This is a genomic window from Endozoicomonas sp. ONNA2, assembly GCF_024606365.1.
Taxonomy (GTDB): domain Bacteria; phylum Pseudomonadota; class Gammaproteobacteria; order Pseudomonadales; family Endozoicomonadaceae; genus Endozoicomonas.
In genome coordinates, this window is the sequence record NZ_JAHHPO010000306.1 from 1 (window position 1) to 3,283 (window position 3,283).

Annotated in this window: 2 protein-coding genes; one reads left to right on the forward strand and one right to left on the reverse strand. The window is 48.6% G+C overall.

Annotated elements, in window-relative coordinates:
• Nucleotides 1-575: 575 nt before the first annotated feature.
• The gene (locus KDK14_RS05540) at nucleotides 576-1,595 is read left to right on the forward strand and encodes a DUF1853 family protein (RefSeq protein WP_257264022.1); all 1,020 of its coding nucleotides are present in this window, start codon (nucleotides 576-578) and stop codon (nucleotides 1,593-1,595) included.
• A gap of 114 nt (nucleotides 1,596-1,709) precedes the next feature.
• Here the strand turns inward: KDK14_RS05540 and aceK are convergent, their stop codons facing one another.
• Nucleotides 1,710-3,251, reverse strand: coding sequence for a bifunctional isocitrate dehydrogenase kinase/phosphatase (aceK, locus tag KDK14_RS05545; RefSeq protein ID WP_257264023.1), 1,542 nt, complete (start codon nucleotides 3,249-3,251; stop codon nucleotides 1,710-1,712).
• Between the last annotated feature and the right edge of the window lie 32 nt (nucleotides 3,252-3,283).

A 3,283-nucleotide genomic window follows, 5' to 3' on the forward strand; every position in this document is an offset into this window, starting at 1 on the left:
AATCAAAGATGTATGCCGGGGCACATTGGCAGGCTTACTGCTCTTTTCCCCAGGAATGTTTTTTGGGTCAACAGACTTGATGGTTTGCAAAAATCCAGTGAGGAGTGTTTCTTCATTTACAGACTGAAAGCCCTTCTGAGGTATTTCAGCAGATGAGCGAAATGGATTCTGTCTGATATTGTACATCTAATGGTACTTACTTAAGGCTATAAGTTGTTGGCCTGATGAAATCGTATATTTCTGGCCAAAAATTCAGATCAATAAAATCAAGGTTACCCAAAAGAGAACGACTATAAATGGCGTGTACTTTCAATCTTTCAATCTTTCAATCTTTCAACCTGCGGGCAAGCCATGAGCAAGTGTAGTCGAATTCATTTCACTCGCTGATGACTGTCTTCAACAATTTACACAAACGGACAACGAGTCCTGCGGGAGATTCGCGGCAGTTTATGAAATATCCGGGTTAGCGTATCATCCACCTGAATATGCCCGCGGCACCGGTTACTCCAAAAATTTTGAAGTGTTCCATAAACTCAGTGATGTCGCCCTGGAATGTGAGTTAGTATGCGTTAGTCATGAACAGATTTTTACATCAAAGGATACATCACACTCTTCAACAGGCCGTAGAGTGGGTACAAAAAAGCCCGCCATTATTTAATCGATCGGCCAGTCCCCTGATTCTGGAATCCCCCTTACCCGCCGGAATAGCCCCGGTGATTCCTGACCAACAGCAACTGGCGCTTCTGGCCAGCCTGGTTAACCAAAAAAACAATCCCCTGCTTGGCATTTTCAACGAAACTCTCTGGCAGTTCCTGCTGAGCCAGCTGCCCAATTGCCAGACCATCGCCGCTAACCTGCAGGTGAATGGCAAGAAAAATGGTCAGCCTGCCACACTGGGTGAATATGACCTTATCTACCAGCGGAAAAATCAGTTTATCCACCGGGAGCTGGCCGTTAAATTTTATCTGGGTATGCCCGGTAAAGCTGACAATGCCATGGGCTCCCCATGGCAACATTGGATCGGTCCCGGGCTCAGGGATAGACTGGATCGCAAGATGGATCGCCTGCTCCATCATCAAGCCCTGTTGAGTGATAGCCATGAAGGTCAGGAAGCCTTATCAGCGCTGGGTATTGTGCAGCCGGTTGTTAAAGAGATCCTGATACAGGGGCGGCTTTTTTATCCCCTGTACCCACTGGGCACTGATAAACCAGCCCAAGTGCAATCACCAGTAGCACAACTAAACGACATCCAGCTAATAACTCAAGCAGAACAGAATCTGTCAGCGCACTGTCCGCCACCGGAGTATTGCAACCAGAATCATCTAAAAGGTTATTGGTTAACCCAAAGCCATTTCCTTGTGAGTACCCGGTCCATCAACGGGGATGTCCATTTCCAGATACCTCAGAAAGTGCAGTGGTTGAATCAGAATCCTGTTGCCGAGCTGCTCGATCATGATGCGGTGATACGCCAACTGCAACCGCAAAAACGACCGGTTTATATCAGGGCAATCCATCAAGCGCTGCAACAGCAGATGCATTTGTTTGTTGTCCCGGATGACTGGCCTGAGAGAGCGGTGAAAGTCGCTAAAACCTGATAGTAAAAATATATAAAGCCAGGTTCGTGCAGCTCGAAAGTCGTGTCAATGGCGTCCGAATTGTTCTGTTAACCAGATACCTGAAAAAAGCCTGAACACCATAAGCGGCGCCTGTTATACCACAGGCACTGCTTTTTGGCGGGATACAGTCCGGTCGGCATGGTGTTTTTTCAGCTGCAATGATGGCGTGTATGGCAACACATCCATCACCTGCCCCCGGGTAATCTGCTGCTGAACACCGCGCCAGTAACTGGCGGTAAAAAGATCGCCATGAAGACGGGTAAAACGTTTGCGTATTGCCAGATCGGGAAACAGAAACACCGGAAACTCTTCCGGAAAAATATCGCCCGGTGAGACGGAATACCAAGGTTCAGCGGACATTTCCTGCTCTGGATAGAGCGCCCGGGGTATCTCGCGAAAATTGCACTCGGTCAGATAAATAATTTCATCGTAATCATAGAAAACCACACGACCATGGCGAGTGACCCCGAAATTTTTCAGTAGCATATCGCCCGGGAAGATATTGGCGGCGGCCAGTTGCCTGATCGCCCGGCCATAATCATCCAGAACCGCTTCCAGGGCCTGCTCATTGCCCTGGTCAACCAGCTGTTCAACATAGATATTCATGGGCATCATTCGCCGCTCAGTATATAGATGGCGAATCAGCACCTGATCGTCATAGACAATAACGGTAGAGGGAGCCACCTGCTGCAATTCCTGCAATAACTCGTCACTGAACCGGGCACGGGGCAGCATCAGGTCAGAGTACTCCTGGGTATCTGCCATCCGGCCCACCCGGTCATGGGTTTTCACCAGATAGTACCGGTCTTTAACCATGGCCTTGCTGATATCTTTGGGCGGGGCGAAATGATCTTTGATGACTTTAAACACCATATCCAAAGAAGGCAGCATAAACACCGACATCACCATGCCCTTTACCCCCGGAGCGATGACAAACTGATCAACAGAGTGGTGCAAATGCCGGAGAAAATCCCGATAGAAGACACTTTTACCATGCTTGAAGAAACCGATGGAATTATAAAGCTCGGCACGTTTTTTTTCAGGCACCAGCGTGTGCAAAAACTCAATACACTCGGAGGGAATCCGGGCATCGACCAGAAAATAAGAGCGGGTAAAGCTGAACAGTACACTGACGCTGTCGTTTTCACAGAGCAAGGCGTCAACGTAAAGCGCTCCGTGTTCATTATTCAAAACCGCCAGAACAAACGGTTGCAGGTCGTCTCCTGCCACCAGTCTGCCCACCAGGTAAGCCGCCTTGTTCCGGTAAAAGACCCACTTTAAGACATCCACCCGAACATTCCTGCGCCGGACCCATGATGGCTGACTTTTTTGCAACGCATGAATAATATTGCGAATATCCCTGCGACGGTACTCCCAGGGCAGTTCAAACTGAAAATCATCCAGTATCTGGCCAACCTGACTGACCAGCCCCTGCTGGCTTTGATCGTTAAACTGGCTTTGATCGTTAAAAGAGTAGGATCGGGCAATGCCCCTGGCACTGTGCACCTTAAAGCCATCAAATTCCGATTGAATAAAGCAGTGACGGGGGTTCACCGCTTCGCCACTGAACACCTTGCGATAGATGGAGTTATAAAAGGTTTCCGCCAGTTCCGGGTAACCATTCGCTAAATCCATTATTCAAGCATCAATAGCCCTGTTCAGCTATC